Origin of the sequence: Citrobacter sp. On2M (genome assembly GCF_018035235.1) — a bacterium.
Lineage (GTDB): Bacteria > Pseudomonadota > Gammaproteobacteria > Enterobacterales > Enterobacteriaceae > Citrobacter > Citrobacter meridianamericanus.
This window is the reverse complement of sequence record NZ_WPCV01000002.1, coordinates 46,001-60,094: the sequence shown is the minus strand read 5'-3', so window position 1 is coordinate 60,094 and position 14,094 is coordinate 46,001. Positions and strand designations below refer to the sequence as shown.

The 14,094-nt window shown below is 45.1% G+C and carries 13 protein-coding genes; 5 read left to right on the top strand and 8 right to left on the bottom strand.

Features of this window, described 5'->3' with window-relative positions; genetic code table 11:
• Positions 1–592: 592 nt before the first annotated feature.
• The 5 genes from On2M_RS02450 to On2M_RS02430 form a co-directional block, all read right to left on the bottom strand.
• Positions 593–946, bottom strand: a complete 354-nt coding sequence (locus tag On2M_RS02450) for a nuclear transport factor 2 family protein (protein ID WP_210904283.1) — start codon at positions 944–946, stop codon at positions 593–595.
• Positions 947–1,260: 314 nt separating this feature from the next.
• The gene (locus On2M_RS02445) at positions 1,261–2,169 is read right to left on the bottom strand and encodes an integrase domain-containing protein (protein ID WP_210904282.1); all 909 of its coding nucleotides are present in this window, start codon (positions 2,167–2,169) and stop codon (positions 1,261–1,263) included.
• A 1,157-nt stretch (positions 2,170–3,326) separates the two neighbouring features.
• Complete coding sequence (locus On2M_RS02440; protein ID WP_210904281.1) at positions 3,327–3,923, bottom strand: NapC/NirT family cytochrome c; 597 nt, start codon at positions 3,921–3,923, stop codon at positions 3,327–3,329.
• 13 nt (positions 3,924–3,936) lie between these two features.
• Positions 3,937–4,353 (bottom strand): cytochrome c3 family protein, encoded by a 417-nt coding sequence (locus tag On2M_RS02435; RefSeq protein WP_210904279.1) that lies wholly within the window; start codon positions 4,351–4,353, stop codon positions 3,937–3,939.
• A 23-nt stretch (positions 4,354–4,376) separates the two neighbouring features.
• Entirely contained in the window at positions 4,377–5,969 is a 1,593-nt protein-coding gene (locus tag On2M_RS02430) for an FAD-binding protein (RefSeq protein ID WP_210904278.1), read from the bottom strand.
• A 215-nt stretch (positions 5,970–6,184) separates the two neighbouring features.
• Between On2M_RS02430 and On2M_RS02425 the strand changes: the two genes are divergently transcribed.
• Positions 6,185–7,951 (top strand): PhnD/SsuA/transferrin family substrate-binding protein, encoded by a 1,767-nt coding sequence (locus tag On2M_RS02425; RefSeq protein WP_210904277.1) that lies wholly within the window; start codon positions 6,185–6,187, stop codon positions 7,949–7,951.
• Positions 7,948–8,580: a response regulator gene (locus On2M_RS02420; RefSeq protein WP_210904276.1), complete on the top strand. Its 633-nt coding sequence runs from the start codon at positions 7,948–7,950 to the stop codon at positions 8,578–8,580. The genes On2M_RS02425 and On2M_RS02420 overlap by 4 nt, the downstream gene beginning before the upstream one ends.
• A gap of 154 nt (positions 8,581–8,734) precedes the next feature.
• On the opposite strand, the gene On2M_RS02415 is transcribed toward On2M_RS02420, so the two are convergent.
• Positions 8,735–9,376: a ParB/RepB/Spo0J family partition protein gene (locus On2M_RS02415; RefSeq protein WP_165798607.1), complete on the bottom strand. Its 642-nt coding sequence runs from the start codon at positions 9,374–9,376 to the stop codon at positions 8,735–8,737.
• Positions 9,361–10,608 (bottom strand): phosphoadenosine phosphosulfate reductase, encoded by a 1,248-nt coding sequence (locus On2M_RS02410; protein ID WP_210904275.1) that lies wholly within the window; start codon positions 10,606–10,608, stop codon positions 9,361–9,363. Before On2M_RS02410 ends, On2M_RS02415 begins: the two co-directional genes overlap by 16 nt.
• 286 nt (positions 10,609–10,894) lie before the next feature.
• Here On2M_RS02410 and On2M_RS02405 point away from each other — a divergent pair, with 286 nt between their 5' ends.
• From On2M_RS02405 to On2M_RS02395, 3 genes are all read left to right on the top strand, one after another.
• Entirely contained in the window at positions 10,895–11,257 is a 363-nt protein-coding gene (locus tag On2M_RS02405) for a hypothetical protein (protein WP_247604913.1), read from the top strand.
• Positions 11,258–11,358: 101 nt separating this feature from the next.
• Complete coding sequence (locus tag On2M_RS02400; protein WP_210904274.1) at positions 11,359–11,961, top strand: LysE family translocator; 603 nt, start codon at positions 11,359–11,361, stop codon at positions 11,959–11,961.
• A gap of 160 nt (positions 11,962–12,121) precedes the next feature.
• Complete coding sequence (locus tag On2M_RS02395) at positions 12,122–12,484, top strand: hypothetical protein (RefSeq protein WP_247604912.1); 363 nt, start codon at positions 12,122–12,124, stop codon at positions 12,482–12,484.
• Positions 12,485–12,585: 101 nt separating this feature from the next.
• Here the strand turns inward: On2M_RS02395 and On2M_RS02390 are convergent, their stop codons facing one another.
• Complete coding sequence (locus tag On2M_RS02390; RefSeq protein WP_210904273.1) at positions 12,586–14,094, bottom strand: conjugal transfer protein TraG N-terminal domain-containing protein; 1,509 nt, start codon at positions 14,092–14,094, stop codon at positions 12,586–12,588.

Here is a 14,094-nt window from a genome sequence, read left to right as displayed (position 1 = left end):
AAGAAAACACTGGACCAAAATGAGCAACAGTCTGTACCCGGAATACCGGTAAAAAACCTGCCACAGTGGGAAGATTTCCCACCGGAAATGCTGAAAGACGAGTATCGAAGTGTGAGTGTTGAGGATATCTTCATCGCAAAAATTGCGACAGCCATTTCCAAAGATTAAAGGGCTGTACCACCCGAAGGCGTCACCTCTCAGGCTACGGTGACATTGGTGTGCAATCACCCGAAGGCGTTCCTCTCAGATCACTGGAACATTGGTGGTTGCCTCAGGCAACGTTTTAAGCGTTACTATATTAACCAGAGAGAGAATGAAAATTCAAGACCTTAACGGAAGTGTATTAGCTCAGATTTGACCTTACACAGCTATGACACAGACCTGAACCTAATCTGACAGGCAGGTCTGTGCCAATAGTGGACATGCGGCTAAGTAAACTTTCTACGTGCCCTAACACCAGAACTAATAAAACTGGTGTGGCATTAAATTAAAGGCTATATTTTAATATAGCGTTGATATTATAACTATTTTTAAGGGAGATTATTATACCTCCCTTAATGCGCATTATAAGAAATTTTCAAACTATTTCTTTTCATTCAACAGGTAAGTTGTGCTTTTTAATGAAAGATAACTTATCCCAGTAGCCTCTTTGAAATATAATTTTATTATTTACTATTTGAAAAAAACCGCAACCTCTCAAACCTAATGATGAACGCCACTCTAAAATTGCCCATTGTCCATCTTCGAAAATGTTTTCGACGATACAAACCATCTCTGGGATAGAAAAATCTTGTTCAAACATTTTCCTTATAGCCTCTTTCCCAATAACTGGCTCATTGGCAACCTGATGGTTTATTGCATTATCATCATATAATTCTGAAATGATTTCTACATCTGCATTATTAAATGCGTCAACCCATTGGCAAAGTATCTCTTTTGGCTTCATGTAATTCATCTCCAAAACTATAAGGGCTTCCCTATTTAGCATATCATCAAGAAACATTAATTTAACACTTATTTAAAACATAACCGAACTTTTATAGTGCTATAATAACTCCAATATCACGAACCACAGTGTGAGGAGTTTCTCAGTTTCATGTTAAAATCGGGTTCAGGATTTGATTATGTGCTACCAGTGAAAAACGTCAGATCAAACCCAAGCTAATACAACTGAAGTTTTTAACATATCGAAATTCATAATCATGTTCGAACCAAAATCACCCTGACACCTATTAAGATAGTCTTCCTGGTTTAGACGTCTTACTCATCCTCCAGACATTTTTGACTATACACTCGCTTTATATAGTCACCCCTGCCATCACCGTGACCTAAATCAATGGATGTCAAAGCGCTGGCTTCCTTTTGACTGAAACCTTTTTCAAGGTAATATTTTTCCGCATCCTGGGCATATGCATAGCGTAAGGAATGATTTGAATTTTCATATTTCAAACCACCGACCCTGCGCATGACATTAATATAACGATCAAGCGCCTGTTGAAGGGACGGCCTGTCTATTAATTTTCCATTATTTTTATCTGCACAAGAAATCGCGTTATTGATCGCCGATAATACTTTTTCTTTATCAACAACACGTGTATCTCGTGAACGGCCTCCTTTTGTGCCAAATATTACTCTTACTCTTTCGTCACCACGTAATATAGCCTGCCTCCACGTTTTAATTGATTTCACTGCCTGAACAGCTTCTTCATTACGCAATCCCAAATAACGGGAAAGTTGCATTACCGCTGCAACACCTTCATCTTTCGCTTTAATCAGAGCGAGCGCCTCGCGAAAGCGCTCGTCTGATATAGCCAACTTAGTGCCCATACGACTTGCACCTGAAATACCCAACGATTTATTGCTTAATCGCTCGTGATTCGGATCAGCCATTTTAGACTTACCAGACTGATTAAGTATGGTTCGAATTCCGGCCATTTCGTTCTGTAAAGTCCGGTTAGAAATGCCTTCAGCCTTACGACTCTCAATATACAATTCAACATGCCGGACCTTAATCTGTTGCGCAGAACGAATTTGTACATTTAAATCCAACAACCGATGAGATAATCGCTCTGCTATTTTTGAACGATCTGATACTGTTTTAAAGCTACCCTTCCCCTCTCTTGCAAGAATGACGAGCTCACGTTTCAACAATTTACTTCCCCTGGACATGACAACTCCTTAAACAAAACGTACAACAGCAGACCTTCGTTCTCGTAAACGAAAACCTGTTGTTCTGCGTTCAGATGAACGAATATGAAAATTAAATTTTAATAACATATACATCCCTCCCCCGACGACATGGTTTGAATTGCGCCTCCAGCGTCTTAACGGATATCTGTGCATCAGGGAATGCAAGATGTTGAGGTATTGCGAGGTCCCAAATCAGTGAGAACTGACCGCAGCCGTAGCTGTACCCGTCGCCAGGTCGCCTCCGACGTCATTTTTTATGACATCGCCATCGATATCGCGTTAATTATCTCCTTTTCAATAAGTTATACGTAGGCATTACGGTTTCCCACTTCGTACGTTGAGGTTAAATGATGTATCAGGACGTTTTTCCGGTTGCACTACGTATCGTTCAGATTGTCAAACAGATCCGTATGGCCTGATATAGCTGGTTAAATCGTTCGGCGCTTCGCGCGTCACTTTGTCGTCGTTTCACTTGAGCAAAGTGACGCGCTCATCCTCGAAACGCTCAATGCGTCGTCCGGAAGATGCCCCAAATGTTGCGACGTTCGTCGCGCCAAATGGCTGGCATACCCGTACATGCAAAGTTTGTTCGAGCACAAGGCTAAAGAAGTAGTACTAAAAGATACGGAATAAAACCGTAAACAGAAGATTAACTTGTCTACTGACAGTTAAGGCAGGTAAAAACAAATAGCGGAAAACGGTACATACGTAGAAAAATATCTTCGTCGCAGAACAACACGACAGCCGTTTCCAAAGATTAAAGGGCTGTACCACCCGAAGGCGTCACCTCTCAGGCTACAGTGACATTGGTATGCAATCACCCGAAGGCGTCCCTCTCAGATCGCCGGAACATTGGTGTTGTGATCACCCGAAGGCGCCCCTCTCAGATCACAGGGACATTGGTGGGTGCAAGTAATACACCATTTACAACATTGGTATAGTAGATCAATGATGCTCCGTTGATCAATACAACCTGGTCTCTACCTGAACACTGCCGGGGACATAATTCTTCGCCGGAGAGGCTTTGCATTCTCCCTAACCTGCAGGACGGGGTTTCACCGGCCACCTGAAAATTAATTAGCCTCAAACAGTACGCTCAGATGTTCCCCGCCCTGAAAGAACTTTGCATCAGGTAATTATTTAATGTGCCTTGTTTCGTCAGTAAGCCTCTCTTTAAGAAACTTATACTCAGGAGTGGTCTGGTTTAATTCACCCCGTAACGAACCAGCATGACCTACTGTGACATGACAGGATACGCATTTGAGTGCAGAGTTCGTATTGCTCATATCTTTGTAGAGTTTATGCATTTCAAGTGATTTAGGGTTATCAGCCTTCGTCTTATCCAGTAACTGGTTGTGGCACTCTAGACAACCAGAGTCATAAACGTATGATTCTCGCTTTTTACGGTTTTCCAGCCAGTTAATATCAGACGTATCAGTAAACGTTTTTTTAATCACATCATTGGTGCCCTGTACCCCTTTAGAGATTAAGTAACCAACCGTACTGGTATGCGGCAGATGACAATCCACACATTCCGCGCTGAATCCATGTGGATTGTTTCCACCGTGAGTATCCTGCTGATAGGTTTTTACCATTGGCTGCATTTCATGACATGCCCCACAAAATTCCTCATTACCCGTTGTTTTAACGACCTCAACGCCCAACAGGCTTATACCAGTGGCAACCAGAATAGTTACGCAGGCTAATAATATTACAAACCGTGTTCTGCTCATGTTATTTCCTTATTTAAGGCGTAGCCCCAAACCAGTCCCGCGTATTGTCATGGCAGGTCTCACAAAGATTACTTGATGGTTTATGTTCGGCATGGCATTCATAACAATCCAGATCCAGGCCATCATGTAATGAGCGATGAGGATTGGTGTGGTTTACATCCATAAAGCCTGTCCGTTTCGCTACCTTCTCTGCACTGCCATGACAGGCAAGGCAATCTTTAGTTGCGAGAGGCTTAAAGGCACTGACATCTTGTTCTTTATGGCATGCAGCACAAGACAGATTGAGCTTTTTATGATGTGGCTTGAGTGCATAATTTATAGTTGACTCGCTCACGAGGCTTTCACTGCCTGATGCATTATTCTTTTCATCCGCAGCTAATACAGAATAAAACAAACATAATAACGCCGTTAATACCGTTAACACTTTCATTATAATTTCCTGATGTTATCAGATTAACTTTCGGGATTTTCCTTTGCCGCATTCTCTCCGGCAATCATGCCAAAAACGCCGCAATCCAGGCTACCGCAGGCTGTCAGTCGGATATAGCCATAGCTACCTGCAGATGCTTCACCACAAACAAAAATGCCCGGGATCGGTTGTTCAGTGGCAACATCAAGTGGACGAGCTTCACTATTAATCATGGCTCCTCCCTGGCTGTAGTTATACCGGGGGTTTAACCACATTGCATAGAAGGGGGCTTTACCAATATTGACAGAGGTTTTTAGCAGGCTACGTGGTTTGCCAAACTTATCCTTATCACTGGCCATATCTCGGTTGTATTCTTCAATGGTTTGTCTGAGCTTATGAAGATCCATATTAAAATTACTGGCCAGTGCCTCTAGTGTATCGAATTTCCACATGGTACCTTCAGTCCCGTTCTTTCCTTCAAGCGAAAGATTGAGTCTCTGCTTATCATGGTAATTATCAATTCCGGTCTGGTCATAAATCAGAATGATCTGCTCACCATCAATTTTCATGCGTTCGGACAGTATTTTTAAACCCAGCCCCTGGCGGTCATTGTTATTGTATTCATCAACAAAACGTTTGCAGGTTCGTGGATTAACTAATATGCCCCACAGAATATCTTCCGTGGGAATAGGGAACGCAAATCTAAAAAGTGTCATATGGATGGGTTTAAGCCCGGCTTTAATCATCGCCTTTAAGGCTCCGGCAGTTGCTCCGGGGTTAGCTGTTGATACAGAATTATAGAGTGCGCCAACTTCATCCCCTCTGAATTTCCGGTCCTGGTTATACCCTCCGGTTGCCATTACAAGACCGCGTCTGACTCTGTAATACTTTACTGTGCCTGTACTGTTGAAGTCTGGAGAATCATTCAGGCCAAAATCTTTAACTTCACGATTAAATATATAGTTTTCCCTGACTCTTACACCGATTACCCGGCCTGTCTCGTTACGGATAATTTCTTCCAGCAATACCTGTTTGCGAATTTCAATATTCGGCAGGTTTTCTTTCACGTACTTCTGCAAACTTTTGACAATACCACTGCCACCGTTCACTGGCCAGACGCAACGGGGACGAGAATGTCCTCCCAGCGCTTTAATCCCGGTGCCGTTACCCATCGTTTTATCAAATTCAACACCGTGGTCGCACAGAAAATTAAATAGAGATAACGTATTCTGTGCAATGGTTTTTGTGAGATCACTATGGTTATATCCCCGGGCCTCTTTCTCAATATCGGCCAGAAGCAGTTCCCATGAATCATCGGTGATGCCCGCTTCCTTTTGCCACTGAGAACCGACCACCGCCATATTTAATCCCGATATCAGCGATGAGCCACCCAGTCTTGACATCTTATCGGCAATCACGATTTTCATTCCAGGCGTGGTTTCCGCTGCTCTTATCGCAGCCGTGAAGCCAGCCATCCCGGTGCCGACCACTAAAATATCCATCTCCTCATCCCAGTTTATACCAGTACTTTTCCTTTGTGCACTCGCCTGAACCGGGAGAAGAGTGGCCAGTGAGCCTGCCGTCGCGGAGGCAAGGCCGAGTTGAATAAACCGACGTCTGGATGCGTTATTTTTCATATCAACACCTTTCTGAAATTCGCTTATGTGCTGACACACTGCATTAACTTCTCACGCCTCCCTATAGTGGTTTACCGCATAAGTTTTGAATCGTTGATATATATCAAAATAGCCATGGCTATTACAGGTAGTTTAATTCTTACATCAAACAGTTAAGTGTGGCTGATATGAGATGCAGATTTAGTAACTGTCATACCCTGTACAGCATAGTTTTCATGATAATCTTATCATTCTCATCCGTCCTGCACGCTGAATCTTATCAACAGAGACATATCATCCGGGTTGGAATATTATCTTTTGACGATATAAATAAGGGTGTCTCACGGTGGCAACCTACAATAGATTATTTAAATCATACTTTCCCACAATATCAATTCATACTTGTTATGGGGGATGTAAAAAGTATCGATCAACTGGTTGCAAACGGAACGATAGATTTTGCCATAACCAATGGTGTCAAATTACTGCAGTATCAGACCGAGTATAATGCAGTAAGAATGCTGAGTTTAAATCCAGTTACAGGGGATCCGCAGCATGCCATAGGGTCAGCTGTCATCGCCCGCAGCGACATGCCTGAAATTAAGGACTGGAGTGAGCTAAAGGATAAACGTATTGTTGCGACTACACCCCAGGCATTTGGAGGATATCAGATCATAACCCGCGAGTGGGTTAATGATGGTATTACCCCTGTGAAAGATTTATCCCACCTCAGATTTACAGGAATACCCCAGGAAAATCTGCTGTCCCAGTTGATAAATAATGAAGCGGATATTGCCGTACTACCAACCTGTGTACTTGAGCAGGCTATACAGTCTGGTCGTTTCAGGAATACACAATTCAAAGTCATTAAACAAAACAAACAGTCGATGTTTCCTTGCCAGAGTTCAACACCGCTATACCCACACTGGACATTTTCAAGAATGCAACATGTCCATGAGCAACTGGCCAGTGAAATAGCCATGAGCCTGTTATCGATAAAGGCCGGGGATCCCCCTGCAGTTACAGGTGAGTATAAAGGGTGGACTGTGCCCGTTAATGATAAAAGTGTCATAGCGCTCATGCAGGATATTGGACTGTCAAACAATAGCGACCATATAAAGATATTATGGCAAAAATACAGGGGGTGGCTGTTCATTGCACTGGGATATGGCCTGCTTCTGATCGGTTATCATCTGCGGGTCAATTACCTGGTGAAAATAAGAACACGCAAACTGGAAGAAATGATGGAGTTAAACAAAGCTTCAGCCGAATGGATACGTGTTCAACAGGAAAAATTCTATTCCGCACAGCGCTTTTTGTTATCAGGTGAAATGGCTGCCGGTCTCGCTCATGAACTAAATCAACCACTTATGGCGATAAATAACTATGTAGTTGGCTGCAGAATGCGTTTACAACAACAACCGCTGGATATCCAGTCTCTGGATCAGGCACTACAGCAGGCAATCCGGCATACCGCCAATGCCAAAAACATTATTCAGCGCTTAAGATTTTTCATTAAACATCACCCCGAAAAGCAGGAAGCAATCTGCCTGAATGACGTTATCTCAAATGCGTTAGCCCTGTTTTCCAGTGAAATCCAACGCGAGAAAATCACTGTCGTCATACCAGAATCTCCCAGGGTTGTTATCTTTGCCGATGAAATTCTTATTCAGCAGGTTCTTGTTAACCTTATTCGTAATGGGCTTGATGCACTTAAGCTACAAAATTCTCCGGACACCTATCCACAGATAACTTTCACGATTACGGAGTCTGACTCCAGTGTATTGCTGAAAATTCTTGATAATGGTGTCGGGCTTACTCAGGAACAGGCCGAACATTTGTTTGTGCCCTTTGTTACCAGTAAGGACAACGGACTTGGATTGGGTATGGCTATCTGTAAACGCATTATTGAAGCGCATAGTGGGCGAATCTGGGCAGAATCAGTATCTGAAGGGGCCTGCATTTGTATCAGGCTACCCTTGATGAAGAGGGTAACAGCATGAGACAGAAACGTGTTTATCTTGTCGATGATGATCCCGGCATCCGGGAGTCACTGACCTGGCTGCTGGGTGCTGCGGGTATTCAGTTAATCTGCTTCACTGGAGCAGAATCTTTTTTGAAGCAGGCGGACAGCACTCTTCCTGGCTGTGTGTTGCTGGATATCTGTATGCCGGGAATGACGGGCGTTGAGCTTCAGGAGCACTTGTTATGCAAAGAAAATATACTCAGCATTATTTTCCTTACAGGGCATGCAGACGTACCAACAGCCGCACATATTTTTAAAAATGGTGCCTTTGATTTGATGGAAAAACCCGTGGACACAGATGAACTGTTGCGGGGCATACATCTGGCCTTAGCAAGCAGTGAGAAAAAATATGAATGGCATGCTGGTCGACGGCGGTTAACGGAAGCCTGGGAGGAGTTGACTGACAGAGAGAAACAAATACTGCTACTGGTACTGGAAGGTTTATCAAATAAAGTCATTGCCGATCGACTTCATCTTGCTTTGCGCACTGTTGAGATTCATCGCCATAACATGATGAAAAAAATGGGTGCTGACTCTGCTATCCAGTTAGCCCACTCCGTGTCAAAATATATGGACATCAATGAATTCAAGGCTGCCTCGCATTAAGGTAAAGGCAAGTAAGATGCCAGCCAAACCTGTTTGAGAAGCAGGTATAGCGCAACTGAGCGGGACAGGGGACGCGCTAAACCATAATGACAGAATTACCGGATAACATGTCACCGCCCGGAATAGTTATACTGTCGCCAGGATGCTGTCCAGTTTAGCGAACCGTCCATGCCGGGCTGAAATCTTCTTCTTCGAATAATTCAGTCAGTCCACTTATCTGTTTCAGACGAAGAACTTCGTCCCTGTCCATTCCCAGCTCCAGGCCAATACGTTCATCTGCCCATCCGAGACGGGCCAGATCTCTGACAATATCTGACATCGACGCTATCTGATGCTTTCCCCGGGCGCGGTTATGCCTGATTGTGGAGGCAATTCGTTCCGCCTGCCCCTTTCGTTCGGGATTGATGCAGGTGACTGGAAGCCAGCCTTTCAGGCGTTTTCCTGCTCCTGACTCGCGTCTGCCCAGCAGTTGCCGGTGAAAACCATCCACAACCAGATACTGCCCTTTCTCTTCAGATACCACCACTGGCTGGGTAAAACCGTCCTCCTGCAGTGAGCGCTGCAGCAGTTTTTTCTCTCCGGCAGCCATAACATTGGGGTTGTAATCGTTGGCCACCACTTCGCTGGCTTTCACCCACAACACCAGGTCCACTGGCTCCCGGGAAAAGGGACTGAGTTCATGAAGTGTCTGGCGAAAATGATTAAGGGCTGCCACTTTTTCGTCATCTGAAATCGACTGAGTGAAATACCGGGTAATGAGACTGGCCACCTGTTCCCTGGTTACAAGATCCCCCATTCCTTCCTCCTCTGTTTCATACGCTCCTGGTAACGTTCGTAATGCCGGGGCTTATTCGGGCTGAAAGATAATGTCCGGCACCAGAAATCATTTTTAATCAGTGTCTTGCATATCCGACGCCAGGAGGGAATATCCCTGCTGCCCAGGTCATTGTCCTGTTCATCCGGAATATCCTCCGGGTAACCGTGCGTCTGATACCAGCGCAGGTATACCGCTATCTTATTCCGGTAATGCTCGGCTGTTTTTTGTGGCATGACATCGAGAAGAAACATGGCATAGCTTCGCCAGGTATGATGTGCTGGTCTGGAGATACGTTTGCGCAGGGCAAAATAAGCCCCACTTTCATTAGCATAAATGGCCCCGCTGGCCGCGCCGGATACGCGGGCACACATTCGCGCCCAGGTCTCGGGCTCCAGTACATGATAAAGCCACAGACCGCGGCGCTGTTCGGGACCAAAAGGCTCACAGACCCGCATATTCCGCAGGGGGACACCGGCTCTGTACATCAGGTCATACAACGGGTTGTAAATGGCACCCGTGCGGGCGTGGTAAATCCAGATGTCCCGGGCTTTCCAGTCATACAGAGGGCACATCGTGTAATAGAACCCCTCGGGAGATGCGGTGGTCCAGGGTTTGTCATCGGCATAACGAAGCTTTCGCTGGCTGGTAAGGCCTATAAACCGGTTCAGGGATTCATCTGCACGAACGCCGGTCAGTATGGCCACTCCACACTGATTGCCCGTAAACCATGTCGAAAATGCCGGGACAAACTCTTCAAACGTCATGGCATAACGGTAAAATGGAAAATACGCCATATCAGTAATGGCATCTTCCGGTGGCTGACGGACCCATTCCACATCGGGCTCCCAGCAGACCCATTCCGGCTGAAACTGTGAAACACCATTTACCGTCGTCAGCGGGAGAGCCACCCAGAAAAACGTCTCCGTCACATCACTGTAGAGCTCCTTCATTTTCTGAACATGCTCAATCGTGCACTGATACTGGGCTTCCCAGTCAATGAAAAGGACAGAGAAACGCCGGTGTTTCCTGCGGGCTATTGTGGCGGCGATATGAAACAGAACGGTTGAGTCTTTTCCACCTGAAAAAGACAGGCAAACCTGAGAAAAGGTATCAAATATCCACTCCACACGGCTTGTGACCGCAGACAGCACATCCTCCCCGGTTCTGATCTTCTGTATTTGATTACGTTCCATAATGACGTCGTCTGACATAAATACCTGAAGGCCAAAGCCCGGTAGTGTTAAAGTATTTGTTATGTGATCTATTAACCCAAGTGTTATTCTGCTGACAATATTAAGATGAATTTTCTAACTCATATTTGATCTGCCCCCCGAAAATGGAAACGTAAAGTTCAGGAGCCTTAGTTTCCAGAGTATAGGTTAATATTTCTAAAGGTTCATTTGAGATAATTTAATATAAATTTTATCAAGTGTATTATCGTTACTGTCTGAAATTGTAATAACTCCTATATGCATAAGAAAATCTTAAGGATTAGTTATGTCTGGAAGTATTCTCAGGTTCAGAGTCATCTCCGCTTTAATATTTTCCATTCTGGCTCCTTATGTCGCAGCCACTCCTTGCTTCATTGATAACTCTGTGGCGAAAGACACACATATGCTTTCTAAACTCACCACAAACAAAGATTGTAATGATACTGATTCAAATTCACGGAAATCTGTAAGTGAAAAAATCATAAACTCTGTTGCAGAGAAACAGAAGATAAATCAGCAAATTATGACAATAGACCTTGAAATAGGATTATTGCGGACGAAGAAAGGAAGCATGACTGCACAGGATTATGAGAGTAAAATGCGTGAGCTGACAAATAAACGTTTGGCTTTAAAAAGAAAAATTAAATAATCAACGTAATAAAACTATTTCATCTGAATGGAAATCATGTCGAGTCGATAGCCCGTAAACACAGCCTGTATGAGTTACAAACTAATGTAAAGGAGTTGTGCATGAGCATTGAGTATTTCATAACTGTTTTTATTATTTGCCTGTCCCCGGGAATAGGCGTGGTTTATACGCTGTCGGCAACACTAGGCGGTGGATGGAAGGCAGGATTTTGGGCTTCTGTCGGATGTACAATTGCTACCGTCATTCATCTTATAGTCGCTATGGCTGGTTTGGCGGCCGTTCTTCATACCAGTGCAGTATTGTTTCAGACAATTAAATTTTCTGGTGTGGCCTATCTGCTCTGGATGGCCTGGGCGGTACTGAATGACCGCGGAGGACTGTCCGTAAGACCTGTAACGTCGGTAACATCAATGCGACTGGTTAGCAGGGGGATTTTGCTGAATATCCTGAACCCCAAGCTTCCTTTATTCTTTATGGCATTTATTCCGCAATTCGTGCCAGCCGGAAGCAGCCCTGCTCTTTTGGTTGAGCTTGGTATGGTCTTTACCATAATGACTTTTACCGTGTTTATGGGGTATGTCGCATTAGCATCCACAGGTCGTCAGAGAGTGATGCAAAGCGCCACGGCGATGAACTGGCTGCGACGGGCATTCTCTGCCTCTTTTGCTGCTCTTGGGCTTAAGCTGGCAATCGAAAAGACATAATGGGTTGGGAACATGAAGGCGCTGTACATAACGGTGCTTTCATCCCCAAAATGTTAAACCAATCAATAACCCCACATTGATCGCCACAATGAACTTGATGTTTTCTTCGCCAGTTGAGATGCTGAGATTATGAAGATACCCACATTCAGGAGCACAGCAGATGAACGCACAAGCACGCGGTGCCCGGGCCGCAAGGCTTTATAAAAGGGCTAAGTCAAAGCTGATTTCACTCGACCATTTCTGTGTTCAAAAAGCCAGAGAGCATAAGCTGCCCGCCTGGACTGGTCATCTCCCGGTAACTATCCTAACTGGGATTCTTTTTGCTGCAGTGATTTTTGGCTCACTGCTTTTCGTGGGTATAAGCCTGTTTATTTTCGCGCTTATTCTGCTATCTCCAGTGTTATCAAGAAATCTAAATTCTGATCCTTCATACAAAGCCAATTATGAAAAATTTTCTTGGGAAAAAAATAACTATGAACAATTTTCTTGGGAAAAAGAAATGTATGAACGTGAAGATGATTAGCTGGGTATTTGAGCGGCGACTCACTTTTAATGAGTAGCTAGATACGATCATAATTTGTAAAAGTAAAGGCACCGTTTTTTCCTCCAGTGCCCTTATAATAGCTAACCTTTGCTAATAGTTCTCTCTATTACCCCTCCAGCTTTACCACCTGCAGCTTTAGAATCGTGGGAACCAGATTTCAAAGCTTCATTGATAACACCTCCAATCGTCACTCCAGCCCAGGAAAGCGCCCCCATCCAAACTGCCGGCAACACCAGGAACATCGTACCCATAACAAAGTTCATGATCAGGTCATCTGCACTATTCTGAAAACCGGCCACATTCCATCTGCTATGACTGTCGGAGCCATACATGATCTCCAGAAGCCAGCTATCCAGCCAGCGCGCCAGCTCCCACCAGAACGTAAGAAAATGCATCCCAAGCGTCACAAAAGTGAGAGTGACTACTGTCTTATACTCATACGTCCCGAATACCAGCACAAGGGGGATTAGTACGTACATGGCCATCAATAAGAGCGCCTGAACCATCGGTAACGCCTGGCGCATGGCATCAAATGCGGGGAACGCCCCAAGGGCACCCACACTGGTCCCCAGCACCGAAGCCATGCGATTTACAGCATTATCTAACGTAAAATCGGCATTACCGCCATAACCAGCATAAGTACGTCCATTCTGTGACACAGAGAGACTTGTCGGACTGACCAGACGTCGAATTAACGCTTCCGTGTACTCCTCTTTGCTGACCATTCCCTTAAATGCTGCCGCCATGCGTGTCATCGTGGTGGTATTTACCGTATTCAGCACACGGGATTTCAGGCCGGTCTTGTTCTGAGACCACCACTCGCTACACGTCGGATACCCCCCCTGCCCGGTATTTGCGTACCCGTCATCGCGGCTTTGCGACCAGGGGAATGCTGGCCTGGGCAACTTCGATTGCAGCTGCGGGTAGAAATCCTTCAGGAATAATTTCGACCCCAGCCATTCAATATCCCTGAGTACATCAATATCCGTTGTTCTCCCCCCATCCTGCCGTTTCCATAACGCAAAAGCCTGTGAATAACAGTCACTGGTAAAATCCTGCAACTCTTGCGCCAGAGCAGGATTGGTTATCTGCGTATGCTGAACGTCAAAACGCACCTGCCGCAGGTCTGGCCGGCAGGGTAAACTTGCCACAGCCGCCTGAGTGACGCCTTTGGAAATCATATGCATAAATGCCCACCACACCGGTGCCGATGCAGTCATACCACTCATTGTTGAAACCACACTACCGTAGCCTGAATCCCCGGGCTTAACCGGTGTCCAGAAACCACACTGTTTCGCACGGGTTGTATCAAACGTCAGCGTTGTCAGTGACACTGTCTGAGTGGGGACACAGCAGGCGATAATGACAATAAATGCCCCGTAAATAGCGTGCTCCATCCGTCGGGCCGACAGGATACCTTTATTACCCTCATCATCCCCTTCTTCCCGTGTTTTGATCCAGATACCAATGATTTTAAAGCCCAGAGGTAATGCAAAAAGTCCTGTGCCTGTCAGAACATCCCACAAACCGTTATTAACAACCCAGCCCAGAATCGTCAGGATGTACTCAAGATAGCTCGATGTCGTCAT

Coding starts and splice junctions, on each gene's coding strand:
- On2M_RS02405 (WP_247604913.1), top strand. CDS start 10,895: ATGTCTGGAAGTATTCTCAGGTTCAGAGTCATCTCCGCTTTAATATTT.
- On2M_RS02390 (WP_210904273.1), bottom strand. CDS start 14,094: ATGACGACATCGAGCTATCTTGAGTACATCCTGACGATTCTGGGCTGG.
- On2M_RS02440 (WP_210904281.1), bottom strand. CDS start 3,923: ATGAGCAGAACACGGTTTGTAATATTATTAGCCTGCGTAACTATTCTG.
- On2M_RS02415 (WP_165798607.1), bottom strand. CDS start 9,376: ATGGGGGATCTTGTAACCAGGGAACAGGTGGCCAGTCTCATTACCCGG.
- On2M_RS02400 (WP_210904274.1), top strand. CDS start 11,359: ATGAGCATTGAGTATTTCATAACTGTTTTTATTATTTGCCTGTCCCCG.
- On2M_RS02435 (WP_210904279.1), bottom strand. CDS start 4,353: ATGAAAGTGTTAACGGTATTAACGGCGTTATTATGTTTGTTTTATTCT.
- On2M_RS02395 (WP_247604912.1), top strand. CDS start 12,122: ATGAACGCACAAGCACGCGGTGCCCGGGCCGCAAGGCTTTATAAAAGG.
- On2M_RS02420 (WP_210904276.1), top strand. CDS start 7,948: ATGAGACAGAAACGTGTTTATCTTGTCGATGATGATCCCGGCATCCGG.
- On2M_RS02450 (WP_210904283.1), bottom strand. CDS start 946: ATGAAGCCAAAAGAGATACTTTGCCAATGGGTTGACGCATTTAATAAT.
- On2M_RS02445 (WP_210904282.1), bottom strand. CDS start 2,169: ATGTCCAGGGGAAGTAAATTGTTGAAACGTGAGCTCGTCATTCTTGCA.
- On2M_RS02430 (WP_210904278.1), bottom strand. CDS start 5,969: ATGAAAAATAACGCATCCAGACGTCGGTTTATTCAACTCGGCCTTGCC.
- On2M_RS02410 (WP_210904275.1), bottom strand. CDS start 10,608: ATGTCAGACGACGTCATTATGGAACGTAATCAAATACAGAAGATCAGA.
- On2M_RS02425 (WP_210904277.1), top strand. CDS start 6,185: ATGATAATCTTATCATTCTCATCCGTCCTGCACGCTGAATCTTATCAA.